This is a genomic window from Nocardiopsis akebiae, from assembly GCF_018316795.1.
GTDB classification, from domain to species: Bacteria; Actinomycetota; Actinomycetes; order Streptosporangiales; family Streptosporangiaceae; genus Nocardiopsis; species Nocardiopsis dassonvillei.
Genome location: NZ_CP074132.1, coordinates 4,469,955 through 4,495,041, shown reverse-complemented (window position 1 = coordinate 4,495,041; position 25,087 = coordinate 4,469,955). Strand labels below are relative to the sequence as shown.

General features: G+C 72.0%; 23 protein-coding genes. 15 read left to right on the top strand and 8 right to left on the bottom strand.

The annotated features are described in order from the left end of the window. Positions 1-19: 19 nt before the first annotated feature. The 9 genes from KGD83_RS19315 to KGD83_RS19275 all read left to right on the top strand — a co-directional run bounded on the left by KGD83_RS19315 (position 20) and on the right by KGD83_RS19275 (position 9,770). Complete coding sequence (locus KGD83_RS19315; protein WP_212640517.1) at positions 20-862, top strand: alpha/beta hydrolase; 843 nt, start codon at positions 20-22, stop codon at positions 860-862. Continuing rightward, the gene (locus tag KGD83_RS19310) at positions 859-1,872 is read left to right on the top strand and encodes an ATP-binding cassette domain-containing protein (RefSeq protein WP_212640516.1); all 1,014 of its coding nucleotides are present in this window, start codon (positions 859-861) and stop codon (positions 1,870-1,872) included. Before KGD83_RS19315 ends, KGD83_RS19310 begins: the two co-directional genes overlap by 4 nt. 47 nt (positions 1,873-1,919) lie before the next feature. Further along, positions 1,920-2,771, top strand: coding sequence for an ABC transporter permease (locus tag KGD83_RS19305; RefSeq protein ID WP_212640515.1), 852 nt, complete (start codon positions 1,920-1,922; stop codon positions 2,769-2,771). A gap of 121 nt (positions 2,772-2,892) precedes the next feature. Further along, the gene (locus KGD83_RS19300) at positions 2,893-4,512 is read left to right on the top strand and encodes an MFS transporter (protein ID WP_212640514.1); all 1,620 of its coding nucleotides are present in this window, start codon (positions 2,893-2,895) and stop codon (positions 4,510-4,512) included. A gap of 180 nt (positions 4,513-4,692) precedes the next feature. Next, positions 4,693-5,082 carry a VOC family protein gene (locus KGD83_RS19295; protein ID WP_212640513.1) on the top strand — a complete coding sequence of 130 codons (390 nt, stop codon included), beginning with the start codon at positions 4,693-4,695 and terminating at the stop codon, positions 5,080-5,082. A gap of 164 nt (positions 5,083-5,246) precedes the next feature. Beyond that, entirely contained in the window at positions 5,247-6,239 is a 993-nt protein-coding gene (locus KGD83_RS19290; RefSeq protein WP_212640512.1) for a sigma-70 family RNA polymerase sigma factor, read from the top strand. 267 nt (positions 6,240-6,506) lie between these two features. Next, positions 6,507-6,710, top strand: coding sequence for a cold-shock protein (locus tag KGD83_RS19285; protein WP_212640511.1), 204 nt, complete (start codon positions 6,507-6,509; stop codon positions 6,708-6,710). A gap of 246 nt (positions 6,711-6,956) precedes the next feature. Further along, positions 6,957-8,468, top strand: coding sequence for a DEAD/DEAH box helicase (locus tag KGD83_RS19280; RefSeq protein WP_212640510.1), 1,512 nt, complete (start codon positions 6,957-6,959; stop codon positions 8,466-8,468). Positions 8,469-8,987: 519 nt separating this feature from the next. Then, positions 8,988-9,770, top strand: a complete 783-nt coding sequence (locus KGD83_RS19275) for a MerR family transcriptional regulator (RefSeq protein WP_212640509.1) — start codon at positions 8,988-8,990, stop codon at positions 9,768-9,770. Positions 9,771-9,874: 104 nt separating this feature from the next. Here KGD83_RS19275 and KGD83_RS19270 read toward each other — a convergent pair whose 3' ends face one another. The 3 genes from KGD83_RS19270 to KGD83_RS19260 all read right to left on the bottom strand — a co-directional run bounded on the left by KGD83_RS19270 (position 9,875) and on the right by KGD83_RS19260 (position 13,984). Beyond that, positions 9,875-11,767 carry a S9 family peptidase gene (locus KGD83_RS19270; protein WP_212640508.1) on the bottom strand — a complete coding sequence of 631 codons (1,893 nt, stop codon included), beginning with the start codon at positions 11,765-11,767 and terminating at the stop codon, positions 9,875-9,877. A 373-nt stretch (positions 11,768-12,140) separates the two neighbouring features. Further along, positions 12,141-12,656, bottom strand: a complete 516-nt coding sequence (locus KGD83_RS19265; RefSeq protein ID WP_212640507.1) for an ATP-binding protein — start codon at positions 12,654-12,656, stop codon at positions 12,141-12,143. Between the two features lie 182 nt (positions 12,657-12,838). Then, the gene (locus tag KGD83_RS19260; protein ID WP_212640506.1) at positions 12,839-13,984 is read right to left on the bottom strand and encodes a methyltransferase domain-containing protein; all 1,146 of its coding nucleotides are present in this window, start codon (positions 13,982-13,984) and stop codon (positions 12,839-12,841) included. 500 nt (positions 13,985-14,484) lie between these two features. Here KGD83_RS19260 and KGD83_RS19255 point away from each other — a divergent pair, with 500 nt between their 5' ends. Next, the gene (locus KGD83_RS19255) at positions 14,485-15,978 is read left to right on the top strand and encodes a helix-turn-helix domain-containing protein (RefSeq protein ID WP_212640505.1); all 1,494 of its coding nucleotides are present in this window, start codon (positions 14,485-14,487) and stop codon (positions 15,976-15,978) included. Next, entirely contained in the window at positions 15,975-16,457 is a 483-nt protein-coding gene (locus KGD83_RS19250) for a hypothetical protein (RefSeq protein WP_013152317.1), read from the top strand. Before KGD83_RS19255 ends, KGD83_RS19250 begins: the two co-directional genes overlap by 4 nt. Positions 16,458-16,665: 208 nt before the next feature. Here KGD83_RS19250 and KGD83_RS19245 read toward each other — a convergent pair whose 3' ends face one another. Together KGD83_RS19245 and KGD83_RS19240 are read right to left on the bottom strand one after the other, a co-directional pair. Continuing rightward, on the bottom strand, positions 16,666-17,559 hold the full coding sequence (locus tag KGD83_RS19245; RefSeq protein WP_212640504.1) for an alpha/beta fold hydrolase: 894 nt from the start codon (positions 17,557-17,559) through the stop codon (positions 16,666-16,668). A 56-nt stretch (positions 17,560-17,615) separates the two neighbouring features. Further along, positions 17,616-17,981: a VOC family protein gene (locus KGD83_RS19240; RefSeq protein ID WP_212640503.1), complete on the bottom strand. Its 366-nt coding sequence runs from the start codon at positions 17,979-17,981 to the stop codon at positions 17,616-17,618. A gap of 158 nt (positions 17,982-18,139) precedes the next feature. Here KGD83_RS19240 and KGD83_RS19235 point away from each other — a divergent pair, with 158 nt between their 5' ends. Next, the gene (locus KGD83_RS19235) at positions 18,140-18,784 is read left to right on the top strand and encodes a TetR/AcrR family transcriptional regulator (RefSeq protein ID WP_249351952.1); all 645 of its coding nucleotides are present in this window, start codon (positions 18,140-18,142) and stop codon (positions 18,782-18,784) included. A gap of 141 nt (positions 18,785-18,925) precedes the next feature. On the opposite strand, the gene KGD83_RS19230 is transcribed toward KGD83_RS19235, so the two are convergent. After that, positions 18,926-19,522 (bottom strand): TetR/AcrR family transcriptional regulator, encoded by a 597-nt coding sequence (locus KGD83_RS19230; protein WP_212640501.1) that lies wholly within the window; start codon positions 19,520-19,522, stop codon positions 18,926-18,928. Positions 19,523-19,643: 121 nt separating this feature from the next. Between KGD83_RS19230 and KGD83_RS19225 the strand changes: the two genes are divergently transcribed. Next, positions 19,644-20,480: an alpha/beta fold hydrolase gene (locus KGD83_RS19225; RefSeq protein ID WP_212640500.1), complete on the top strand. Its 837-nt coding sequence runs from the start codon at positions 19,644-19,646 to the stop codon at positions 20,478-20,480. Positions 20,481-20,652: 172 nt separating this feature from the next. Here KGD83_RS19225 and KGD83_RS19220 read toward each other — a convergent pair whose 3' ends face one another. Then, complete coding sequence (locus KGD83_RS19220; protein WP_212640499.1) at positions 20,653-21,219, bottom strand: GNAT family N-acetyltransferase; 567 nt, start codon at positions 21,217-21,219, stop codon at positions 20,653-20,655. A gap of 1,360 nt (positions 21,220-22,579) precedes the next feature. Here KGD83_RS19220 and KGD83_RS19215 point away from each other — a divergent pair. Next, positions 22,580-23,470: a glycoside hydrolase family 19 protein gene (locus KGD83_RS19215; protein WP_047870968.1), complete on the top strand. Its 891-nt coding sequence runs from the start codon at positions 22,580-22,582 to the stop codon at positions 23,468-23,470. Positions 23,471-23,585: 115 nt separating this feature from the next. Here KGD83_RS19215 and KGD83_RS19210 read toward each other — a convergent pair whose 3' ends face one another. Next, positions 23,586-24,068, bottom strand: a complete 483-nt coding sequence (locus tag KGD83_RS19210; RefSeq protein ID WP_212640498.1) for an SMI1/KNR4 family protein — start codon at positions 24,066-24,068, stop codon at positions 23,586-23,588. A gap of 234 nt (positions 24,069-24,302) precedes the next feature. Between KGD83_RS19210 and KGD83_RS19205 the strand changes: the two genes are divergently transcribed. Next, a complete protein-coding gene (locus KGD83_RS19205; protein WP_212640497.1) occupies positions 24,303-25,070 on the top strand; it encodes a class I SAM-dependent methyltransferase in 768 nt (255 codons plus the stop codon). Positions 25,071-25,087 lie beyond the last annotated feature (17 nt).

Sequence of the window (25,087 nt, the reverse complement as noted above, 5' to 3'; positions counted from 1 at the left end):
GAACTTCCCCAGGAGAGTCATGATCGCGGCGGGCCCACGTCACGCTTCGCCCCCCACCCCCCTGCGCTACGAGGAGCGCGAGTGGCACGGCCTGCGGCTCCTTGCCCACGACGAGACCGGAGACGGGCGCATCGTCGAGGCGCTGGGGGACGTCGCCGCGGCCGACCACGTCGTGGTCCTGGTCCCGGGCAACGACAACTACCTGGGCAACTACTTCGACGCCAACCGCCCCACCCGGCCCCGGGTCAACGGGGAGACGGTCCTGCGCACCATGCGGGCCCTCGCCCCCGAGGAGCGCTCCGCCGTCGTGGTCTGGGTCGGCTACGACACCCCGCGCGGCTTCGCGGAGGCCGCCTTCCGGGGACCGGCCGAACGCGGCGCCGAGGACCTGGCCCGCCTGACGGCCTTCCTGCCCCGCACCGCCCGCGTCACGCTGGTGGGGCACAGCTACGGCACCGTCGTGTGCGGGCTGGCCCTGCGGCACGGGCGCGTCGACGAGTGCGTGGCCCTGGGCAGCCCCGGCATGGGCGGGGACTCCGTCGCCGACCTGGGCTTCACCGGGAACCTGTGGGCGGCGCTGGGCCCCGCGGACTGGATCCGCTTCTTCCCCCGGGGGCGCTGGCGGGACCTGGGCCACGGCCCCTCGCCGCTGCGTCCCGGGTTCGGCGCCACCGCCTTCGCCACCGGCCCCATCCCCGGCCACTGCTCCTACTACACCGAGGGCAGCGAGTCGGTGCGCAACATCGCCCTTATCGGCCTGGGCCGCCACGCCGAGGTCACCCGGCCGGACGTGCCCGCCCAGCGCGCTCGCCCGGGCTGGCTCCCGGCCGCCGGGGCCCCGGTCGAGGAGGCCGCGCCGTGAGACCCGCTCCCGCCGTCGACGACCGTGCAGCCGAGCACCGCACCGCCGACCCTGTGATCCTGGCCCGCAACGTGCGCAAGGCCTACCCCGGAGCCCGCGGTCGCGCCGCCTTGGACGGCTTCGACCTGGAGGTGCCCCCCGGCGCGGTGCACGCGCTGCTGGGGCCCAACGGCGCGGGCAAGACCACCGCCGTGCGGGTCATGTCCACCCTGCTGCGCTTCGACTCCGGACAGGTGCGCGTCGCCGGGTCCGACGTGGCCCGCCAGAGCGCGCGGGTGCGTTCGCGCATCGGCTTCGCCGGACAGTACGCGGCCCTCGACGAGGTCCTCGACGGGCGGCGCAACCTGGAGATGTTCGCCCGCCTGCACCACCTGCGCGCGCGGGCGGCGCGGGCGCGGGCCGCCGAACTCCTGGAGCGGTTCGGCCTCACCGCCGCCGCCCACCGCCCGGTGCGCGAGTACTCGGGCGGCATGCGCCGCCGCCTGGACCTGGCCGCGAGCCTGATACCCGACCCCGCGGTGCTGTTCCTGGACGAGCCCACCACGGGCCTGGACCCGCGCAGCCGCGCCGAGGTCTGGCGTGCCGTGCGCGACCTGGCCGAGGGCGGCACGACCGTGCTGCTGACCACCCAGTACCTGGAGGAGGCCGACCGCCTCGCCGACCGGATCTCGGTGGTCGACGCCGGAAGGGTCATCGCCGAGGGCACCCCCGAGGAGCTCAAGTCCCGGGTCGGGGGCGGCCGGGTGGAGGCCGTGGTCGCCGACGCCGACGCGCTCTCGCCGGTCGCGGAGGTCCTGGGCCGCGTGGCCGGGGCCCTGCCCGAGGTGGACGCCGACGCCCTGCGGGTGTCGGTGCCCTTCGACGGCCGGGGCGCGGGACTGGTCAAGGCGGTGCGCGCCCTGGACGAGGCCGGGCTGGACGTGGAGGACGTCGCCCTGCGCCGCCCGACCCTGGACGACGTCTTCCTGGGGCTGACCGGCCGTCAGGGCACGCGCGGGGAGGGGCCGTGATGTCCGTGACCGAGGCGGGGCCGCCGGCCCCGGAGGAGGGAGGCGGCATGGCGTCCGCGACCGAGGCGCGACGTCCGGTTCCGGAGGAGCCCGGCCCCCTGGCGCGGGCGCGCTGGGCGGTGGCCGACACCTGGGTGGTGGCGCGCCGCTACCTGCTGCACCTGGTCTACAAGCCCGACGAACTCGTCGGCACGCTGATGGTCCCCGTCCTGGCCGTACTGCTGTTCGGCTTCGTCTTCGGCGAGGCCATGGGCGCGGTCATGGACGCTCCCGGCGAGGAGTACCGCGAGTTCCTGATGCCGGGGCTGTTCGCGCTGACCATGGCCTTCGGGATCGGCAACACCACGATCGCGGTGGTCACCGACGCGGGGCGCGGCGTGGTGGACCGGTTCCGCACGCTGCCGATGGCCCCCGCCTCGCTGCTGGCCGGGCGCAGCCTGGCCGACGTGCTCTCCGCGGTGGTGGACCTTGCGGTGCTGGCCGGAATGGGGCTGCTGGTCGGCTGGCGGTGGCACGAGGGCCCGCTCTCCGCCCTGGCGGCCCTGGGGCTGCTGTTGCTGCTGCGCCTGGCCTTCACCTGGATCGGCATCTACCTGGGGCTGGTGGTGCGCGGTCCGGAGGCGGCGATGAAGTTCTTCTCGCTGGTCTTCCCGCTGGCCATGGTCGCGGACACCTTCGTGCCCACCGACACCATGCCGGACTGGCTGGTGCCGGTGGCCGAGTGGAACCCGCTGTCGGCGACGGTGATCGCGGCCCGCGACCTGTTCGGCAACCCGGTGGCGGCCAACGACTCCTGGATCGCGCAGAACGCGCTGCTCATGGCGGTGGTGTGGCCGCTGGTGCTGATGATGGTCTTCGTGCCGCTGGCGCTGCGGCGCTTCCGGCGGCTCAGCCGCTGAGGCACCGACACGGCACCGCCCCGAACGCCCGTGGTCCGGGCCGATGAGTTTCCGCCGCCTTCGGAGTCCGTACGCGTGAACGAACCGCACCGTGCGGATCCGACGGACGAGGAAGACCACGATGAACGGCGCGAAGCCGACCCCCGCACGCGCGGGAGGGCGCGAGTGGCTCGGGCTCGGGGTGCTGGCCCTGCCCACCCTGCTGCTCTCCCTGGACATGAGCGTGCTCTACCTGGCGCTGCCCCACCTGGCCGCCGACCTGCGGCCCTCCGGCAGCCAGCTGCTGTGGATCATGGACGTCTACGGCTTCATGATCGCCGGGTTCCTCATCACCATGGGCACCCTCGGCGACCGCATCGGCCGCAGGCGCCTGCTCATGATCGGCGCCGCCGTCTTCGGCCTGGCCTCCGTGGCCGCGGCCTTCGCGCCCAGCTCCGCCGCGCTCATCGCCGTCCGCGCCCTCATGGGCGTCGCCGGAGCCACACTCATGCCCTCCACCCTGGCCCTGATCAGCAACATGTTCACCGACCCGCGCGAGCGCGCCGTGGCCATCTCGGTGTGGACGAGCTGCTTCATGGGCGGCACCGCCATCGGACCGGTCGTGGGCGGGGTCCTCCTGGAGTGGTTCTGGTGGGGGTCGGTGTTCCTGCTCGGCGTCCCCGTCATGCTGCTGCTCCTGGTGTGCGCGCCCCTGCTGCTGCCCGAGCACCGCGCGCCCGAACCCGGTCGGCTGGACCTGGTCAGCGTCGCCCTGTCCCTGGCCGCCATCCTGCCGGTCGTCTACGGCCTCAAGGCCGTCGCCGAGGGCGGGCCGATCCTCGGACCGCTCGCCTCCCTCGCCTTCGGACTGGTCATGGGCGCGGTGTTCGCCCGCCGCCAACTGCGTCTGCCCGACCCGCTGCTCGACCTCGCACTGTTCCGCCAGCCCTCCTTCGGGGTCGCCCTGGGCGTGATGATGGCGGGCGCGGTCACCATGGGCGGCACGTTCCTGCTGATCAGCCAGTACCTCCAGATGGTCGCCGGCCACTCCTCGCTGGTCGCGGGGATGTGGCAGGTCCCCCCGGCGCTGGCGATGATCGCCGCCACCATGGCCGCGGGGCCGCTGGCCGCGCGCGTGGGCCGGGCCAACGTCATCGGCGGCGGCATGCTGGTGACCGCGTCGGGCTTCGCCCTGCTGGTCCTGGTCCCAGCCGAGGGCGGAACAGCGCTCGTGGTCGCCGGGCTGCTGCTGGCCTCGGTGGGACTGGGGCCCGGCGCCGCGCTGGTCACCGACATCGTGGTGGGCTCCGCGCCCAGGGAGAGGGCCGGGGCCGCCGCGTCGATGTCCGAGACCAGCGGGGAGTTCGGCGTCGCCATGGGAGTGGCCCTGCTGGGCAGCCTGGCCTCGGCGGTCTACCGCGCTGAGGTCAGCGTTCCCGAGGGCCTGCCCGAGGAGGCGGGCCAGACCCTGCCCGCCGCCGTGGCCGTCGCCGCGGAACTGCCAGCGGGCCCGTCCGAGGGCCTGCTCGGTCCGGCGCGCGAGGCCTTCACCTGCGGCGTCAACCTGGTCGGGGTGATCGGCTGCCTGGCCATGGCCGCGTTCGGAGCGGCCGCCGTGGTCCTGCTGCGCCCCGCTCCGTCGGGGACACCGCCGGAGCGCGAACCGGCGGAGGCACCGGCGGGCGCCGAGGGGGAGGGCGCCGAGGACACGCCCGGGGCCGGGGCCGAGAGCGCTCCGGCGCCCGGACCGGCGGGCGGTTGACGGGAGCGGAGCCGGTGGCGGCGGACCCCGCCCGGAAAAACGGTGGCAGCGGAACCGCCGTCGGCCGATGAGTCCGCGCGTCCCGGAGAGTCGGTACGGGTGAGCGGCACCGGGCACCGGACCCGGGACCGCCCGGACCGGACGTCGCGGACCCGGACACCACACCACCCGGAGGAGACCATGGAACGCCCCAACCTCGACGGCATGCTGCTCGCCACCACCGACCCCGACCGCCTGCACGACTGGTACGCCGACGTCCTCTCCCCGCAGGACGACGTCGACGTGGACGGCTACCGCGTCCTGCGCCTGGGCGCCTTCCACCTGCTGATCGACCGCCGGGACGACGTCGCGCCCAGGGCGGGCGACCCGACCCGCATGATCCTCAACGTCGACGTGGACGACGCCCGCGCCGTCGCGGCCCGCGTGGACGCGCGGGGCACCGGATGGCTGGCGCCCCTGGAGGACCGCGACGGCAGCCTGTTCGGCACCGCCGTCGACCCCGACGGCAACCACGTCCAGATCATCCAGCTCAGCGACGAACACCGCGCCGCCATGGCGCGCGAGAGTTAGGAGAGGACCGTGCCGTCGTGGACGAGCGCGCCCGCCGCGGCGTCGGGACGCCCCGCTACGCGGGCTTCGGCCAGGAGGCAAGGGGATCTCGCGGGGCGTCCCGACGGTGGCGTGGTTCGCCGACCCCTTCGGGGACGTGTGTTTCGTCATACGGGAGGCGTAACGTGACGGTCGTGGTGGAACACGCGTCCGACCAGGACTTCATGAGTCTCGCCGACCCCTACCGGCGTGAGCTGTTCGCGCACTGCTACCGCATGCTGGGGTCGGTGCACGACGCCGAGGACCTGGTGCAGGAGACCTACCTGCGCGCCTGGAAGGCCTACGACCGGTTCGAGGGCCGCTCCAGCCTGCGCACCTGGCTCCACCGGATCGCCACCACGGCCTGCCTGACCGCCCTGGACAGGCGCCGGCGGCGGCCCCTGCCCACCGGGCTCGGCGGACCCGCCGCCGAGCCCGAGGGCGAACTGGCCGACCGCCCGGAGCTGCCCTGGCTGGAGCCGGTGCCCGACGCCCTGGTCGGCGCGGACGACCCCGGCGCGGTCGTGGCCGCGCGCGAGAGCGTGCGCCTGGCCCTGGTCGCCGCGCTCCAGCACCTGCAACCCAGGCAGCGGGCGGTGCTGATCCTGCGCGACGTGCTGCGCTACAGCGCGGCCGAGGTCGCCGACACCCTCGGTGCCTCCGTCCCCGCCGTCAACAGCCTGCTCCAGCGGGCCCGCGCCCAGCTGGCCAGGGTCACCCCCGCCGAGGAGGAGGTGGCCGAGCCCTTGCCGGAACAGCGCGAGCTCCTCAACCGCTACGTCGACGCGTTCGAGTCCTACGACATCTCGGCGATCACCGAGCTGTTCACCGCCGACGCGGTGTTCGAGATGCCGCCCTTCGCCACGTGGGTGCGCGGCGCCGAGCACATCGGCCGCCTCATCGCCGCCCACTGCCCGGCCAGCGGGCCGGGCGACATGGCGCTGGTGCCGACCGGGGCCAACGGACAGCCCGCCTTCGCGCTGTACATGCGGGGCGGTGACGGCGTCCACCGGGCGTTCGGGATCCAGGTGCTGGAGCTGGCGCCCGGGGCGGGCGCGGTCGCCCGCACGGTGATGTTCTTCGACACCTCGCTCTTCCGGCGCTTCGGGCTGCCCGCCGTGCTCTCCCCGCGCCGCTGAGGCGGCGGGGCGCGCGTGCGCCCCGCCGCGGCGGTCGCCGGGGCCCGGGGCCGGGACCAACGTGTTTTCCGGGTGGATCCTTACCACGTTTTCCGGTGCCATGTGACACACGGTATTTCTGTGGCGTAGGGGAGAAGGTGTGCTAGGTTCTGTGGAGTTGCAGTCGTGATTCCCGTTGGATGTACATCTTTTTCGGGTTATTGCCGCAGTGACGGGAAAATCGTCAGACCGCGGTTTTCTTCATACTCCCGAACGAGAGGAACACCCATGGCGACCGGCAAGGTCAAGTGGTTCAACGGTGAAAAGGGCTTCGGCTTCATCGAGCAGGACGGCGGCGGCCCCGACGTCTTCGCCCACTACTCCGCCATCCAGGGCAGTGGCTACCGCGAGCTCGCGGAGGGCCAGGCCGTGGACTTCGACGTCACCCAGGGTGCCAAGGGCCTCCAGGCCGACAACATCACCCTGATCTGACCGAGCTCAGACTCCTTCCGGGGCAGGGGCCCGCCCTCGCGGCGGCGGCCCCTCCCCGGTTCTGCTTTTCCCGGACCGTTTCTCCGGCCGTCGTTCTCCGACAGGCGCTGGTCCGGCTACTCCGCCACGACCCCGGGTTCTCCGTGCCGGCCGTGGATAAGACTCTTCCCGGCGCACACCCGGTGTCACACGCCGAAGCCCCCGAGGGCTTCCCGCCAGGCACGCGTCGGCGGCGAAAGGCCCCATATGAACCAACCCCGTACCGAAGCGCGCCGTAGCCGCCCCTCAGGCGGCTACGGCCGTCAGCGGCCCCGCCCGTCCGGCGGACGCCCCCAGCGCGGCGGCTCCGGCGGGCGCCAGGCGGGACGCCCCTCCGGAGAGTTCGCGCTCCCCGTCTCGACCACCCCCGCGCTCGACCCGGTCCACGCCTTCCAGGACCTGGAGATGCCCGCGCCGCTGAAGTCGACGCTGGCCCGCCAGGGCCTGACCACACCGTCGGCCATCCAGGCGGCGACCCTGCCCAACTCGCTGGCCGGACGCGACGTCCTGGGCCGCAGCCAGACGGGTTCGGGCAAGACCCTGGCCTTCGGGCTGGCGCTGCTCGCCCGGCTGGAGGGCCGCGTGGCCGAGCCCCGCCACCCCTTGGCCGTGGTGCTCGCGCCGACCCGAGAACTCGCCCAGCAGGTGAACGACTCGCTCGCCCCCTACGCCCGTTCGCTGCGCGTGCGCACGACGACCGTGGTGGGCGGCATGCCCATCGGCCGCCAGGCCCGCGCCCTGGGGCAGGGCGTGGAGCTGGTCGTGGCCACCCCGGGCCGTCTGCGCGACCTGATGGAGCGCGGCGACTGCGTCCTGGACCAGGTGGACGCCACCGTCCTGGACGAGGCCGACCAGATGACCGACATGGGCTTCATGCCGCAGGTCACCGCGATCCTGACGCAGGTGCCGACCGGGGGCCAGCGCATGCTGTTCTCGGCCACCCTGGACCGCAACGTCGACACCCTGGTCCGCCGGTTCCTGGACGACCCGGTGGTCCACTCGGTGGACCCGTCCGAGGGCGCGGTCTCCACCATGGAGCACCACGTCCTGCACGTGTCGCACACGGACAAGCAGGACACCGCCACCCGCATCGCGGCCCGGGAGGGGCAGGTCATCCTGTTCCTGGACACCAAGCACGCCGTGGACCGCATGGCCAAGCACCTGCTCAACAGCGGCGTCCGGGCGGCGCCGCTGCACGGCGGCCGGTCCCAGCCCCAGCGCACCCGCACCCTCAAGCAGTTCAAGGACGGCACGGTCACCGCGCTGGTCGCCACCAACGTCGCCGCGCGCGGCATCCACGTGGACGGGCTGGACCTGGTGGTCAACATCGACCCGCCCACGGACCACAAGGACTACCTGCACCGGGGCGGACGCACCGCGCGCGCGGGCGAGACGGGCAGCGTGGTCACGCTCGTGCTGCCCAGCGAGCGGCGGGACATGGCCAGGCTGATGCAGCGGGCCCGGATCGACGCGCACGTCGCACAGGTGAGCGCCGACGACCCCGAGCTGGCCCGGGTGACCGGCGCCCGCGAGCCCTCCGGTGTTCCGGTGACTCTGCCCAGCGCTCCCCGGGAGGAGCAGCGCCGCCAGGGCGGTCGCGGAGCGGGTTCGCGCGGCGGATCGCGCGGGTCGGCTGGGCGCGGCGGATCGGCTGGGCGCGGTGCGGCCTCGGGTAGCGGGTCGGCCTCGCGCCGCCGCGGTCCGCGCCGTCCGGTCTGAGGACCGCTCGTGCGCGCCGGGCGCGGGCCCTGATCGCCGCTCGCTTGTCTCCGGGAGCCCGTTCCAGGGGTCCTGTTCGCGGTCGCCCGTCCCCGGAAGCCTGTCTCCGGCCGCTCGTCCCCGGGGGTCTGTCCACAGGGACGGAACGGGGCCTGGCCGGATAGGGCGGGGCCGGGGGACACTGGATTCGGGGGCGCGTGGCGCGCTCATGGGCGGCGCGACAGCCCCCGGATCCGAGCCTACGTCCCCCGGTCCTCACCCCACCAGTCCGTGTCGTCCGCCTGTGCAAAAGCAACCGGGCTGCCCGTGGAAGGGCAATCGGTCCGCCTGCGGAGAGGCGTCCACCCCGCTCACCCGCTCACAGCCGACCACCGTGCTGCCCGGCCCGCGACCCCGGTCGGGTGCGCGGTCCTCGGCCCACGGTGACCGGACACGCGGTACTGGTCGCGGACCGCCTGGTCTGCACTAGCGTTCCTGGTGGAGCGAAGGCCGCCGGACCGTGAGCGCGGAGGTAACGTCATGGCGTGGAGCACCCGTCAACTGGCCGAGCTGGCCGGAACGACCCTGCGGACGGTGCGGCACTACCACGAGGTCGGTCTGCTGGCCGAGCCCGAGCGCGGCGCCAACGGCTACAAGCGCTACAGGGTCGAGCACCTGGTGCGGGTCCTGCGCGTCAAGCGGCTGTCGGACCTGGGGTTCTCCCTGGTGCAGATCGCCGAGATGGGGGAGGCCGACGCCTACCCCGAGCAGGAGCTGCGGGCGCTGGACGACGAACTCGTCCAGGCCATCGAACGCCTGCGGCGGATGCGCGAGGAGCTGGCCCTGGCGCTGCGCGGGTCCGGGCCGACCGAACTACCGCCCGACATGGCCCTGGCCACCGCCGGGATCGCCATGACCGAGGCCGACCGTTCGCTGGCCGCGGTCATGGCGCGCCTGTTCACGCCGCAGACGCAGCGGGCCCTCACGGAGTTGGTGCGCGCCTACGGCTCCGGTGCCTCCGACGAGGAGTTCAACAACCTGCCCACCGACGCCGACGAGCGAACCCGGCAGGAGCTCGCCGAACGGCTGTGGAACGCCTCCCGCGACGTTCTGTCCGACCGTCCGGAGCTGCGCATCTCCGAGGCCACGACGGCCATCGACCGGCACAAGGCCGCGCAGGCCTTCACCACGGCGCTGAACGACCTGTACAACCCCGCCCAGCTCGACGTCCTCAACCGCCTCTCCCGCGCGGCGACGGCGGACCAGCAGGCCGAAGAGCGGACGGACCAGCAGGCCGAAGATCAGGCCGACCAGCGGCCCTGACCGGTCGGGTGGCCCGCGGGGCCCCGGCCGTCGGTCCGGCCCGGCCGGGACACGGTGGAGGGCTGGGCCCCGGCCGCCCCCGCGCGACCCGGGCCCAGCCGGGCTCAGTCCCGGCGTCCGCCGAGGTGGCGGGCGAGGAAGCGCTCGGCCGTGCGGTGGAGGTCGAGCTGGTTCTCCGGGTTGACGAACCCGTGTCCCTCGTCCTCCTTGAGCAGGTACTCCACGTCCACGCCGCGCTCGCGCAGCGCGGCGACGATGTTGTCGGACTCGGCCTTGACCACGCGGGCGTCGTTGGCGCCCTGAGCCACCATCAGGGGCGCGGTGATCCGGTCCACCCGGCTGATCGGTGAGCGGGCCAGCATGTCGGCCTCCTGCTCGGGGACGTCCGGGTCGCCCACGTAGCGGTACCAGTTGTTGGCCAGCGCGGGCCGCACGAACGCCGGTTGGTTGCGCATGAAGTTGGCCAGGTCGGAGATGCCGACGTAGTCGACGGCGGCGGCGAAGCGGTCGGGGGTGAAGGCGACCCCGACCAGCGCGGCGTAGCCGCCGTAGGAGCCGCCGAAGACCGCCACCCGGTCCGGGTCTGCGTAGCCCCGCGCGACGGCCCAGTCCACGGCGTCGATGAGGTCGTCGTGCATCTTCCCGGCGAACTCGCCGATGGCGGCCTTCATGTGGGCCTTGCCGAATCCGACGGAGCCGCGGAAGTTGACCTGGAGCACGGCGTAGCCCCGGTTGGCCAACAACTGGACGGTCGGGTCGAAGCCCCAGGCGTCCCGCGCCCACGGGCCGCCGTGCACCATCAGCACCATCGGCAGGTTCTCCGGCTCCACCCCCACCGGAAGGGTCAGGTACGAGAGCATCTCCAGCCCGTCCCGGGCGGTGATGGTGACCGGCGTCATCGGGGCCATCGCCTCGGGGTCCAGGTGCGGGTGGGGGCGGAACAGCAGCCGGGACTCGCCGGTGGCGTGGTCGTAGAACCAGGTCGCGCCCGGGTCGCGGTCGTGGGTGAAGCCCACGACCCACCGCCGACCGCCGTCGTCACAGGAGATCGCGGCCAGGTCGCCCTCGGACAGCTTCTCCAGCTCGGCCAGCACCTCGGCGAAGTGCGGGTCCAGGGCGTGGACGACCTGGCGCTCACCCAGGTAGCGCACCCCCAGCAGCTCGCCACGGTGGTCGAGGATCAGCGGCGGGGGAAGGGTGGAGACCTGTGCGCGCGTGTCGATGTCGAAGTCCGGGTGGCTGTCCACCTCGGTCTCCTCGCCCGTGGCCATGTCGGCTCGTACCAGGCGGGTGCGGTCGGTGCCCCGGCTGGAGCCGATCCACATCCCGGTCCCGTCCGGTGTGACCTGCGCGGGAAAGACGCCCAGCGGATAGTCGGCGCCCTCGTACACGAGGACGCTGCTCGTGGTGCCCGTCGCGGAGTCGTGGCGGGAGATCTCGAAGTCGCTGTTCTCGTTGAGAGTGGTGGAGAGCAGCTCGCCCTCCCTGCCCCGCGTCCAGATCCTCGCGGCGCCGGGGCTCTGGGCCAGCATGGTGAGCTCGCCGGTGGCCACGTCCAGCTCGTGCAGGTCGAACTCGGCGGCGTCGCGGGCGTTGAGCGAGACGGTCATCCTCCCCGGCCTTCCCCGGGAGGGCTCGAAGCTGACGACCCGGGCGCCGGGGAAGGGGGTCAGGTCCACCACGGTGGGCTCGGCGGCCTCCAGGTCGACCCGGAACAGGTGCCAGTTCTCGTCCCCGCCGCTGTCCTGGAGGTAGAGCAGCCAGCGCGGGTCGTCGGTCCACTGGTAGCTCTGCACGCTGCGGGCCTCGTCGGCGGTCACGCAGCGCGGCTCGCCGTCGAAGTTCCCGGACGGGTCCAGGTCCTGGACCCAGACGTTGAGCCGGTCCTTCCACGGCGCCAGGTAGGCGATGCGGGTGCCGTCCGGCGAGATCGTCGCACCGGCGCGCTCGGGCGGGCTGAAGAAGTCCTCGACCGGGATCAGGTCGGGAAGTGCCATGTCGTTCCTCTCGTTCGTGCCCGGTGGGACCGGGGAGTCGAAGACCAGGAGAAACCATGCCGACACGGCACACTCAAGAATCCGCGATTGTGACGGGGGACACCCTTCGTGTTCGGGGGAGGCCCGGCGTTCGCCGGGGCGGCGTTGGACCCCTCGTACTGGCCGCCCGCCTCGTACCGATGCGTGTTCCCGGTCGGAGCCGCCGCGGTCCGGTTCCGCGTCGGGCCCCGGCCTTCCCCCGCCGGGGCCCGTCCGCCGGCCCGCTTCCAGGGCCGGTCCGCGTGCTCGTACACCGGCCCGCCTCCGGACCCGGTCACCGCGCCCGTCCGCGAGCCCGGCCCCGGGCCCAGCTCCGACCCGGGGCCCGAACCGCCTACGCCGCCACCCGGCGCGGGCTCCACCGAGGCGCCAGGTCGAACTCGGCCCAGATCACACGGCCCCCCTCCTCGCCAGGCGCACCGGCCCGACGGGTTCCCCAGCGGGCGGAGAAGTGGCCGATGAGCAGCAGCCCCTGCCCCAGTGCCAGTTCCCGCCAGTCCTGGTCCGCCTCCGGACCCGGCACGCTCGCCAGGGCTCCCGGAATCCACCGGTCCGCCACCGACAGCCGCAGGACGCGGCGTCCGCCGGGGTCATGGCGCAGCACGAGCGTGCGCACCACCTCCGCCCCGCTTCCGCCGGGCAGGACCCGACCCATGGTGCTGGTCAGCATCTCGCTGGCGCACAGCACCACGGCCGCGACCAGTTCCTCGTCGGCGCCCGAGACCCGCGACAGGTCGGCGCGCAGGTCGGCCCGGGCTCTTCGGATGGCTGCCAGGTTGGCGGGGTAGCTGCGGCGCTTCCAGCGCCTGTCCAGGTCGAGCGGTCGCCGTGGGCGTGGCAGGACGGTCATCTGTCTTCTCCTCGGTTCGTGCGACGGCCGCACGGGCGGTTCCCACGGGAACGGCCTCCGCGGTCCGTCGGGTCCTGGTGTTCTCTCGTGTCTGTGTGCCTTCATGCCTCGGCGTCCTCGGAGGTCTCGGAGGTCTCGGAGGTCCCGGGAGTACGCGGCCCCGGCGCTCCGCTGCCCTCTCGTCACCTCATGGCGGCGAAGATCGTGGCCTCGTCGTCCAGCCACACCAGCTGGTGTTCGGCCGACACCGTCAGTCCGAACCGGGTGTGGACGGGACGCCCCGCCTCCACCCACAGCAGGTGGGCCGCCTCCAACTCGTCGAACAGCCTGCGGGGGCCGTGCTGGCGCACCTCGTAGCCCTGGTCCCGGTGCCCGGGGTCGATGTGCCAGGAGGCCCACGACCAGGTCGATGAGTCCAGCAGGTACACCGTGAACCGCGGGTCCTCGGGGCCGCCCCCGAGCCGGACGATCCGGTGCACGTCCGGCATCTGCAACCCCACCGCGAAGGCTCCGTCGGAGTCGCCGACCACCTCTCCCGGATGCAGCCGGGAGCAAGTCGTGGTGTGCTCGTCGTCGTCCGGGCGGACGTAGGTCTCCAGCAGGTGGCGCGGGGTGCGGTCCGCGCGCGCCCACATCCGGTCGGTGTGCCCGGTGAACCGGCCGTGCGCCGTCCCGTGCGGGCCGACCACGAGATCGGCGGTCACCCCGTGGTGGAAGGCGGTGCCCCACGGAGTCAGGACGCGTCCGCCGGGCTGGCACTGCGCCACCCAGGCGTAGGGGACGCGCTGCACGGTCACCGCGCTGACCACCCGGTCGTAGGGCGCGCGCCCGGCCCAGCCGCGCATGCCGTCCCCGCTGACCACCAGCGGTGTGAGCCCCGCGCTCATCAGCCGCACCCGCGCCTGTTCGGCCAGCTCGAAGTCGATCTCCACCGAGGTGACGGCGTCGTCGCCCAGGAACCGGGCGAGCAGGGCGGCGGTGTACCCGCTGCCGGTGCCCACCTCCAGCACCCGCATGCCCGGCGCCAGCCGCAGCCGCTGCACCGTCTCGGCCACCGAGGACGGCGCCGGGGACGAGGACGTGGGCTCTCCTGGGCCGTAGCGGGCGCCGTCGTCGACCTGAGTGACGACGGGAACGTCGGCGTAGGCCGCCTCCAGCCACCGCAGTTCGCCGCGGTAGCGGTCGACGGGCACGCCCGTCTCGGGGCTGGCGATCTCGTCGGGCAGGAACAGGTGCCGCGGCACCGCCGCGAAGGCCCCGCGCCACTCCGCGGCCAGAGCGCCCTCCTCGACGAGGCGTTCGACCATCCTCTCGTGCGGGGGGATCATCTGCCGCACCTCCCGCACCGTCTGACGCACTGTGCGCTGACGCCCCGGGCCCGCCGGGCGTGCCAGGCGTGCCAGGCGTGCCCGGGGTGCTCGACGCGTCCGGGACGATCAGAGGTTCCGGTGTGGCTGGTTCGCCCAACGCGTCCGATGTGCCCGGGGCGCTCGGCGTCTTCTCCGAGTCCGGGGTACTCGGTGCGTCCGGCGTGTCCGACGTGTCCGGGGCGCCCGCTCCGGCCGCGCCTTCCGTGCGGCCGGACTGGCCTGTCACTCGTGTGAACAGCACCGACACCGGCTCCGGACCCGTGGCCCGTGCCGCCGCCGTGCCCTGCCTGTGGGGTGGAGGTCACCGCTCTTCTCCTCGGGGTGCCCCCGGTATGGACGAACCAGGGTCTTGCGTCCATTACGGGGACGGGAGTTTCCGGGTAAGGATTACTACGGAAGATGTAACGCCGTTCGTCCACGAGGACGGAATTCCGTGCCGATATACACCGGCGGTATGCATGACGAAATCCCAGGTCGGTCCACGTCTTTCCCCGTCACGGGCTTTCTGGGCCCGTGCCGACGTCCTGCGGTCGCTGGCCGAGCACGACGCCGGAGCCCTGTTCGGGCTCGTCCGACAGCACACCGGTGCCAGCCAGCAGACGATCGGCTCCGCCGTCGACATGGCCCAGCCACACGTGAGTGCGATCATGGCGGGAAGACGCCTGGTCACCGCGCTCAGCACGTGGCAGCGCATCGCCGACGGCCTGGCCATGCCGTCCGAGGCCCGCCGGACCCTGGGCCTCGCGGATTCGGGTGACGAGTATTCGAAGGGCGTTTCCTGGACAGAATCCTCTCTGCAAGAAGGCGATTTATGGTCCGCGTCCAGAACGGCGCAGGACATCGTCGACATCACGCTGAAGGACCTGATGAAACGCAGAGACGCATTCGCGGTCGGCGGCGCCCTCCTGATGGGCGCCGCGCTGACGGAGACGCTGGAACACTGGCTGCTGCCCGGCCCGGCCGCCCCCGGCCTGGTCCGCGGCACCATCGGAGAGGCCGAGCTGGGGCGCATCGAGGCCGCCACCGTGGCACTGCGGCACTGGAACGACCGGTGGCGCCTGGGCGTGCGCCGCAAGGCCGTCGTCGGACAGCTCTCGGAGGTGTCCGAACTCGTGGAGACCCCCCAACCCGCCTCCGTGCAGAACCGGCTGTTCGCGGTGATGGCCGAACTGTCCAAGACCGTCGCCTCGATGTCCTTCGACGCCGGGGACCACCCCACCGCGCAGCGGTACTACACCCTCTCCCTGCGCGCGCTCCACCAGGCCGGACCCGAGCACCGCCCCTACGGCGTCGGGGTCCTGGCCGACATGGCCCGGCAGATGCTCGACCTGCACCGGCCCGAGGACGCCCTGGACATCTCCCGCCTCGCGCTCGACAGCGCGGACTCCACCGGCGCGCCCGCGCTCGTCCGGGCGATGCTGCGCACGCGCGAGGGCTGGTCCTACGCGCGGATGGGCAGGTCGGAGGCCTACCGCCGCACCGTCATCCAGGCCGAGGACCTCCTGGAGGGCGCCAACGGCGAGGAGGTGCCCGACTGGGTGGGCGGCTTCGACCACGCCGAACTGGCCGGGGTGGTCGGCGCCCGCTACCGCGACCTCGCGGTGCTCCAGGAGGACCCGGGCGCGCGCCGCAGACACGCCGAGTCCTCCGCCGCCTACATCACCAAGGCGCTCCAGCTGCGCGCGCCCACCGGCAAGCGCGGCCGCGCCTTCGACCTCATCGGGCTGGGCCGCACCTACCTGCTGCTCGACGAGCCCGCCGAGGCCGCCCGGGTGGTGCGCCAGGCCGCGGCCCTCGAACCCTCCCTGGGCTCGGGCAGGGTCCGCAGGCGCCTGCGCGACTGGTACACCGAGTCCGCCACGCACCACCGCGACCCGCAGGTGGCCGCGGTCCGCGATGAGTTATCACATACGCTGCTGCACCATCAGCGAAATGTGAAAGGGATGACGTGACTCGTATCGGAATCACCGGTCATTCGAATCTTTCCGGCGACAGCGTCACCTTGGTGCGCAAAGCGCTGGTGGCGGCACTCGACCCCCACGCCGACGACAGGCTGGTCGGCGTCTCCTGCCTGGCGCGCGGCGCGGACCAGCTCTTCGCCGAGGCCGTGCTCGATGTCGGGGGCAGACTGGAGGTGGTGCTGCCCTCGGCCGACTACCGCGAGGCCAAGGTCAAACCCGCCAACCTCGACCGCTTCGACGACCTGCTCGTGCGCTCCTCGCTGGTGCGCTACATGCCGCACCGGCGGGCGGGCCGCGCCGCCTACGAGGACGCCAACGAGGCCGTTCTGGACTGGGTGGAGCTGATGTTCGCGGTCTGGGACGGCCAGCCCGCCGACGGCAGAGGCGGGACCGCCGACGCGGTCGAGGCGGCGCGGGTGAGGGGCGTGCCCGTGGAGGTCATCTGGCCGGAGGGGGTCCGGCGGGACTGAACCGGGAGCCCGGCGCCCCGCCCCGCGCGTGGAGTGGCGGGGCGGCACGGGCCGGTTCCAGGGCGCGTGCCGGAGCGGACGTGCCGGACCGTCCGGTCGTGTGCGTCCGAAACCCCGGCCCGTGTCGGGGAAGGGCGTGGTCGGGGCGGGGCGGTCCCGACCACATCCGGCCAACACTGCTCCGGTCGGTCGGTGCCGCCCCGGTCGGTCAGCGCCGCTGCGGTACGCCGTCCAGCGCGCCGTGCAGGGCTTCGGCGAAGGCGCGGGGACGGGTTCCGAAGCCCGTGTGATCACCCGGGAATGCGACCGGCTCCGTGCCCAGGAGCCGCACCAGCGCGAGCCCGATGGCGTGGATGGGCTTCCCGGCGGACGCGTCGCCCAGACCCACGGTCACCGGGACCCCGCCCGCCCGCAACGCCTCCACGTCCGGCCGGTACAGCGACAGCGGCATCAGCCCGTGGGCCAGGAAGTAACCGAAGTTGCCGCTGACCCGCTCGAAGGTCTCGGGGTCCTCGTGCATCGGACCTTCCGTCGCGGCGCCCTCCGGCTCACGCCCGTCCTCCTCCGGCGCCTCCCCGCCCTCCTCGTCCAGGCCGTTCAGCGCCATGAACTTGTCGATCGCCGCCTCCACACCCTCGCTCCGGTAGGTGTCGTAGACCTCCCGGTCGCGCGCGAGCACCTCGGAGGGGTCGTCGAGCAGCATGAGGCAGGGAGGCTCGTGCGCGAGCAGCGCGCGCACCGCCTCGGGGTGGCGCACGGCCATGTCGAGCCCGATCTGGGCGCCCGCGCTGTTGCCGAACACGTAGGCCGGGCCCCCGCCCACCTCGGCGACCAGTCTGGCGGCGTCGTCGCTGTGCACCTCCACCCGCTGGTCCTCGGGCTCGCCGTCCAGCCTGCTGCGCGAGTTGCCGCGGGGGTCGTAGGCCACGGTCGTGTAGCGGTCCGACAGGTGCTCGGCCAGGGCGGTGTAGACGCCCGCGTCCTGCGGGCCGCCGGGGATCATCAGCAGCACGGGGCCCGAACCGCGGACCTCGTAGTGGATGCTGGCGCCCGGCACCTTCAGCGTGTGCGCTCCCGGTGAGTGGCGCGAGTGGTGCGACATGTCTGCGTCTCCCTGCCTCTTCCCCCGTGTCCGGCGGTCGCTCGCGTGCCCGGCGGTCAGCTGTCGCTGAGCACCATGCGGTTGCCCTCGCTGTCGCGGAACTCGGCGGCCGTGACGCCCGGCTGCCACATCGCCTCCCCCGGTTCGGTGACGATCTCCACGCCCTTGGCGCGCAGGGCCTCGACCGTGCCCCCGACGTCCTCCGTCACCAGGACCATGACCGGCTCCGCGGACGGGTTCTCGTCCGCGCGGCGCTGGAAGTGCAGGCGGGTCCGCGAGCCCGGGAAGCCGAGCTCGATCCACCGCCACCCGTCGTCTGACATGGGCGCGTCGGTCGCCACGGTGCAGCCGAGCCGGTCGGTGTAGAAGGCCTTGGCCCGCTCCTGGTCGAAGACGGGGAGTTCGGCGAACTTGACGTACATGTGGTTTTCCCGTTCCCTCTGTCGCGCTACCGCGTTCGGTCCACCTTCAAACTGGACCGTCCAGTACCGCGTGTGGTGTGGAACTAGACCGTACGGTACCCATAGGACAAAAGGGTGGAAACGAAACCTGGAACGACGAAGACGAGGTGTCGAACAGCGTGAATCCGTCAGCGGAGGAGGAGCTGAGCCGCTCGGCCCGCAAGCGCCGGGCCATCCTGGGCGCCGCGGAGGAGGTCTTCCTGAGAGGGGGTTACCTCGGGACCAGCATGGACGAGATCGCCGCGCTGTCGGGGGTGTCGAAGCAGACGGTCTACAAGCACTTCGGCAGCAAGGAGGGGCTGTTCGTCGAGATCGTCACCAGCATGACCTCGGGCGCGGGGGACGTGGTCCGCGACGAGACGCCCGAGCCCGACCGTGTCGAGGACGTGGAGGCCTACCTGAGGGACTACGCGCGGCGGCAGCTCACGGTGGTGCTCACGCCGCGGTTGATGCGGTTGAGGCGGATGGTGATCGGCGAGGTCGCGCGGTTCCCGGAGCTGGCGCGGGTGCTGTACGAGTGCGGGCCGCAGCGGGCGATCGAGGGTCTGGCGGAGAGCTTCGCCCGGCTGGGGGAGAGGGGGCTGCTGGCGGTGGGGGAGCCGTCGCGGGCGGCGTCCCACTTCAACTGGCTGGTGATGTCGGAGCCGGTGAACCGGGCGATGCTGCTGGGGGACGAGGCCATTCCGACGGAGGCGGAATTGTGCCAGCACGCGGAGGAGGGCGTCCGGGTGTTCCTCGCGGCGTACGGGGTCGGCGGTCGTTAGAGGAGTCGTGGGTCTTATGGGGTTTATGGGGTCGGTGTCTGTTTTTCGAGAAGTTGGAAAAACGGCCGCTTGTCGCTGGTAAGTTTGCAGGTCGTTGACGTGCTCCCCGCGCACGCGGGGATGGTTGCAGTTCACACCGCTTTATGGGAGCGAAGCCTTCTCAGCCGCACCGCGGTTCGCCTTCTCCAGGGCCGCGTCGATCAGTACCTCGGCGGCCTCGCGCGCCCGGTCGGCCGCCTCCGCCTGGCCGGTGATCGCGGCGGTGGTCTGCGCGCCCTCTGCCAGCAGAGCGAGCTGCGCGGCCAGGGAGGGGTCCACACCGATCCGTTCCACTAGTTCGCCCAGGTAGCGCTGGAAGGACAGCTTGTGCTCGCGGGCGATATCGGCGACGTCGGAGTTGACCGCCCCCAGTTCGGCGAAGGCGTTGATGAATCCGCACCCCCGGAAGTCCTCCTCGCAGAACCAGTCGGACAGGAACGCGTAGACCGCCAGCAGCTTCTCCCGTGGTGTCCCGGCCGCGTTCACGTGCTCGTCCAACCCCTCGGCCCAGATGCGCCTGCGCCTGCGCAGCACCGCCATGACGATGTCGTCCTTGGAGGGGAAGAGCTGGTAGAGGCGGCGCAGCGAGACCCCGGCGGCATCCCGGAGCTGGTCCATGCCCACGGACGAGAAGCCCCGCGTGTAGTAGAGCCGGTCGGCCGCCGCGACGATCTGCTGTCGATACTCCTCGTTGTCCATGCCACCAGTGTACTTGCGCCGAGAACGATCGTTCTCTAAGGTGTGAAGCAAGCGAGAACGATCGTTCTCGCACACGTCTTCGGATGAGAACGACCGTTCTCGTCGAAAGAAGGGGTTCACCATGGGCCGCATCACCGTCGGAACCGAGAACAGCACTCCGATCGAGCTGCACTACGAGGACCAGGGCAGTGGTCAGCCCGTCGTCCTCATCCACGGCTACCCGCTCGACGGTCACTCCTGGGAGAAGCAGACCGCCGCCCTGCTGGACGCCGGTTACCGGGTCATCACCTACGACCGCAGGGGCTTCGGCCAGTCCTCCCAGCCCTCCACCGGCTACGACTACGACACCTTCGCCGCCGACCTCAACACGGTCCTGGAGACCCTCGACCTCACCGACGTCGTCCTGGTCGGCTTCTCCATGGGCACCGGCGAGGTCGGCCGCTACCTGGGCACCTACGGCTCCGCCCGCGTCGCCAAGGCGGCCTTCCTGGCCTCCCTTGAGCCGTTCCTGCTCCAGACCGAGGACAACCCCGGCGGGGCCGCGCCCCGGGACTTCTTCGAGGGTGTCGTCGCGGCGGTCAAGGCGGACCGGTACGCCTACTTCACCGACTTCTACAAGAACTTCTACAACCTGGACGAGAACCTGGGCACCCGCATCAGCGAGGAGGCCGTCCGCAACAGTTGGAACGTCGCGGCGGGCTCGGGCGCGGTCGCCTCGGCGGCGGCCCCGCTGACCTGGTTCACCGACTTCCGCGCGGATATCCCCAAGATCGACGTCCCCGCGCTGATCCTGCACGGCACCGCGGACAACATCCTGCCGATCGACGCCACCGGCCGCGCGTTCTCGGCGCTGCTGCCCTCGGCGGACTACGTCGAGATCGAGGGGGCGCCGCACGGCCTGCTGTGGACGCATGCTGAGGAGGTCACGCAGGCCCTGCTGGCCTTCCTGGCCAAGTAAGGGAGGCTGTCAGGGGGCATGCCGTGCCCCACGACGAGCAGTGCGCAGATCCTGTGGATCGGACTCGGGAGCACGTAGCTTCCCGGGGGGCGATCGATAGGCCACCTCGTCGAAAGCCCTGAGACGCTCTCCGTGAGCAGCCCCAGCCGATCCGCGGAAGCCGGGAGGATCTTCAGGCACTCATGCGCCGTATGTGCAGGTGGCCATCGCGGGGGAAGGAGGGCGGTGCCGCGGGCAGGATGGTGGCGAAGTCGTAGCGGCTCTTCCGCGCGACCCGGCACGATGCCAGATTGTCCACCTGGTGCAGGAGTTCGAGACGCTCCAGCCCGTCGGCGCCGAAGGTGTCGAAGGCCCAGCTGGTGAGTGCCTCCAGAGCACGGGAGGCCACTCCCCGCCCGCGAGCGTGCGCCGCGGTCCAGTAGCCCACTTCGGCCGCAGGTTTGCCGGGGGCGACTTCCTTGAGGACCACATTGCCCGCCAACTGTTCGCGAGCCGAACCTGGTCGTACCTCAAGGACGGCGAAGCCGAAGCGGTTCCCAGCTGCCCAGCCCCGCTGCTGGGCCCGCACCCAGCGTGCCCCGTCGGCATCGTCGTCCACGACGGAGTTCACCCACTGGCGCAGCGCGGGATCTCGGCTCACCTCGACCAACGCGGCAACGTCACCCATGTGCCAGGGACGAAGGAGGAGGGCGGGAGAGACCGGCGACGCGGCTACCTGGAGTTCGATCGGGGCGCCCATCAACCGATCATATGGGGCGGTGTTTTCGCCCGATGCCGACCACGTCCGCCCCATGCCGCCTTGCGGCCGCCCCGCCATTGCTGTGCCCGGACCCGCAGAGCTTGGACGGACCAGTTGAACACCGGAGCCAGACTCTCCGGAGCAGGCCAGTCGTCTACTACTGTGAGTAGCTGAAGGTAGCGCTCTTAGCGGAGGTCGTTCACGCCCTCCAGTCGGGTCGCCAGGCGGCGGCGAAGCTCCACGTCTTGACAATTCCTCCCTCTCGACCTCGGGGGCGCGTTAACGGGGGCGCTCCCGAGGGCGTCATCTGTGTCAGGACCGATAAACCGCGTTATGTTGCTGTGGGGCGAGGCTGCTGTGGGATGTCGAAGTGACACGGTTCGTCTCATGGAACGTGGCTTGTTGGCTTTTAAGGTTTTTGTAACCTATGGGATTTTGGTGGCTAGTGTCTGTTTTTCAAGAAGTTAGAAATTCGGCTGCTTGCCGCTGGTAAGTTCGCAGGTCGTTGGCTGAGCTCCCCGCGCACGCGCGGATGGTCCCGTCGGTTGATGAATCCTGCCGCCCGCTGATTTCCTAGCCGCCTCCGGACCCAAGGGAAAAGCCCCCGCGCGACAAGAGTTGTCGCGCGGGGGCTCCCGCGTCTCGCCGGACCGTCGCGGATCCCCCGAACCGCCGGTCCGGCGCGGGTCGTGCGCGCTCACCCCCGAGAGGCGCCGACCCGGCACCCGCGCCGCGTCATCCCGGGCCGTACGGCCGTGGAGGCCGTCCCCGCGGCCCGAGGAGCGCGCAGGTGCACACTCACCTCTCTACCCGCCCAACGGCGGGTAAACATGATCAATCCCGACCCCGCCGGGCGAGCGGTATGGCCAAACCCCGATCGGAGGGGGACGGCACCGCTGAAGAACACCGCGTCGTCCACCTCGGGTTGGACCGCGATCAGCGCCTGCTCGTGGCCGGGGTCCACGTTGAACCCGTAGGCGGGTGCACCTCCGGTCCCGGTCGGTGCGGCTTCGCGCGGGTAGCGGTATTACGACCAGGTCATGGAGCGCTTCGCCTGAGGACGGGCGTGGGGGTGCTGACAGTTGCGGCTGGTGCTGCTGTCAGCGCTTCCGCCAGCGCTCTTTGAAGCTTCCGGGGTGCGGGGTGTCCAAGGCGCTTGCCGCGCGTTCGTCGTGTGAGGGCGGACTTCCGGCTGCTCGGAGACGAGCCCGAGGCCGGTTCGCCGTCCTGGTCTTCCTGTCACCTTGTCCTCACGATCCGTGTTACTGGTCTTGACAGGTCTAGACCACCCTTGCTTTGGTGGCGGCACCCCCAGCGGCGCGCGGTCGGACGACGCGCCGCACCCTAGGAGTGTGAACACGTGATCCGTCGTCTCCTGAGCAAGCTGGCCGCGCTCGGCGCGCTCGCGGCTGTGCTCGTCGTCCTCCCCGTGACCGTCGCGCAGGCCGCCGCCACCTGCGCGCCGGCCTGGAACTCCTCCGCCGTCTACACCGGCGGTGGGCAGGTCTCCTACGACGGCCGCAACTACACCGCCAGGTGGTGGACGCAGAACGAGCGTCCCGGCACCTCCGAGGTCTGGACCGACCAGGGCCCCTGCGGCACCGACGGTGGCGGTGAGGAGCCCGGCCCCAGCGGGTTCGTCGTCACCGAGGCCCAGTTCAACCAGATGTTCCCGAACCGGAACCCCTTCTACACCTACAGCGGCCTCACCGCCGCCCTCAGCTCCTACCCGGCCTTCGCCAACACCGGCAGCACCGAGGTGCGGAAGCGCGAGGCGGCCGCCTTCCTGGCCAACGTCAGCCACGAGACCGGCGGGCTGGTGCACATCAAGGAGACCAACGAGGCCAACTACCCGCACTACTGCGACTGGAACCAGCCCTTCGGCTGCCCGGCCGGTCAGGCCGCCTACTACGGGCGCGGCCCGATCCAGCTCAGCTGGAACTACAACTACAAGGCCGCCGGTGACGCCCTCGGCATCGACCTGCTGAACAACCCCTACCTGGTCGAGCAGAACGCCTCGGTCGCCTGGCGGACCGGCCTCTGGTACTGGAACACCCAGTCCGGACCCGGCACGATCACGCCGCACAACGCCATCGTCAACGGCCACGGCTTCGGCGAGACGATCCGTGCGATCAACGGCTCGATCGAGTGCAACGGGGGCAACCCGGCGCAGGTCCAGAGCCGCATCGACAAGTTCACGCAGTTCACCCAGATCCTCGGCACCACCACCGGATCGAACCTGAGCTGCTGATCCCCGGACGCGGCCCAGCCGCCGCCGGACACATCCGGGCGGGGGCGCTCCCGGCCGGATGTGTCCGGGAGCGCCCCCGCTTCGGTGCTCCGTGAGCGCGGGGCTCACGACGTCCTCAACCAGCCGAAGCGCGGGAAGTCAGCCGCGCGAGGAACTCGCCGAACGACCGCGCTATCCGCCGGGGGACGCGGTCTTCGTCGATGTAGGCGATGGCGGGTTCTCCCGCGGGACCGCACCCGGAATAGTCGAGCATGACCGTGTCATGGCCACCGGAAGGCGTGTGGCAGACCACCACGCCGATTTCCGGATACCCCCATTCGGTGATGAGGTACGGGCTTCCCCCGTCGGACGCGGAGTCGATTCCCCAGTCTCCGCCGATTCCCCGGATCGCGCTGATCTCGAAATGGTCGTCGGCCCAGGACGTCGGAAACGACGTGGGGTAGCAGCGGCGTCGCGGGGTCCCTCCGTTTCGTGGCAGCAGCGCCTCCACGTAGCCGCGGGGAAGCCGCACGCCGAGGTCGGCCTCGGCACGACGGACCATTTCGCCGTCGAGAGGAGGACCGGTGTAGTAGTCGCTGTCCTCGAACAGCTCTGTCATCAGCAACCTCCGGTGTGTCCGGTGCCGACACGGACTCGCCCCTCGACGAGTTGCGCGGGCCCGGGGTCTCGATGATGCCGGTAAGGACAGCCGGAACCTCCGTCCGGGGTTGCGGCGGTGCCCGTCCCTCGCGCGGCCCCGCGTACTGCGATCCCTGCCGCGGCGGCCTCTTCCGTCCCACTCGGACCGTGACCGGGTCCGCCCGGCGGGCCGTGCGCACACTAGGATCCAGCGATGGACCGAGTCACCGATGCACCCCACACCCCCGTCCAGGCCGCGGATGCGGCCCGGGCGAACGACTACGACAGCTTCGCCGGGGCATACGCGGCGGACAACGAGAACAACATCCAGAACGCCTACTACGAAAGGCCCGCGATGCTGGCCCTGGCCGGGGACGTGACCGGCCGCCGCATCCTGGACGCGGGCTGCGGCGCGGGTCCCCTGTCCGCCGCCCTGCGAGACCGGGGCGCCGACGTCACCGGCATCGACGCCAGCGCCGGAATGCTGGCGCTGGCCCGGCGGCGGCTCGGGGACGACGCGGACCTGCGCCTGGCCGACCTGAGTGATCCCCTCCCGTTCGGGGACGGCGCGTTCGACGACGTGGTCGCGTCGCTGGTGCTGCACTACCTGGAGGACTGGGGACCGACGCTGGCCGAGTTCCGGCGCGTGCTCAGGCCCGGCGGTCGGCTGATCGCGTCGGTGCAGCACCCGTTCACGGACTACGCGGTCCAGGACCCCCGGCCCGACTACTTCGCGACCACCAGCTACCGCGACGAGTTCACGTTCGACGGGCGGACCGTTCCGCTGAGGTTCTGGCGCAGGCCGCTGCACGCGATGACCGACGCCTTCACCGCCGCCGGTCTGCGCCTGTGCACCATCAGCGAGCCGCAGCCCGATCCGGCCGCCCGTGAGCTGTTCCCCGACGAGTTCCACGCCCTGTCGACCAGGATCGGCTTCCTCTTCTTCGTCCTGGATGCACCGCCGTCGCCCGCCGGTGCGTGACGGCCGCGACCACCGCG